Below are 690 nucleotides of genomic sequence, written 5' to 3' on the forward strand. Positions count from 1 at the left end.
CCCTGTTCTGGCTTTTATTGTCAGGTATTTATCAGCCTTTGATCATTGGGTTTGGCGTATTTTCAGTGCTACTCGTGTTATTTGTACTCAAAAGAATGGATCAAACCGACTCTGAGCCTAAGCCAGTTGCCTCTGGTGCGCGTATCTCTCGTTACTTTGTTTGGCTGACAGGCCAAATAATTGCCTCTAGTGTTCATGTTACAAAGTTGGTTTGGGGCAACCCCAAGAATCTAAGCCCGTCACTTGCAAAGGTTTCAGTCGCGCAAGTACCAGATAAAGTCCGCGTACTCTACGCAAACTCCATCACTCTAACGCCAGGAACGCTAAGCGTGGATCTTGAAGACGACGAAATTACTGTCCATGCTCTGCAAAGCGCGTCAATCGGTGAGCTCAAAGAGGGTGACATGGAGAACAAGATAACGTCAATTTGGGGTAAGAAGGAATCTTAACTATGACCTTAATGGCTGCAATATGCATTGCGATACTCGTCGTCATGGGTTTAGCGCTTGCCCGTGCGTTTAGCGCTCCAACAGTCTATGACCGAATTCTTGGCGTTAATATGTTTGGCACGAAGACGGTGCTCTTCATCGCAGCGGTAGGCTTTTTAAATGGTCGGCCAGATTTTTTGGATATTGCTATTGTTTATGCGCTCATCAACTTCATCGGCATGGTGGCGGTTTTGAGGTTTTT

2 protein-coding genes are annotated in these 690 nt (G+C 46.1%); both read left to right on the plus strand.

The window, feature by feature from the left end; translation table 11 throughout:
• Positions 1-449 (plus strand): Na+/H+ antiporter subunit E (locus tag A3750_RS01720; RefSeq protein ID WP_156498309.1); only part of this gene is annotated, 449 nt, incomplete at its 5' end.
• A 2-nt stretch (positions 450-451) separates the two neighbouring features.
• On the plus strand, positions 452-690 hold a 239-nt coding region (locus A3750_RS01725), incomplete at its 3' end, for a monovalent cation/H+ antiporter complex subunit F (protein ID WP_068547977.1).

The organism is Oleiphilus sp. HI0079 (genome assembly GCF_001635105.1).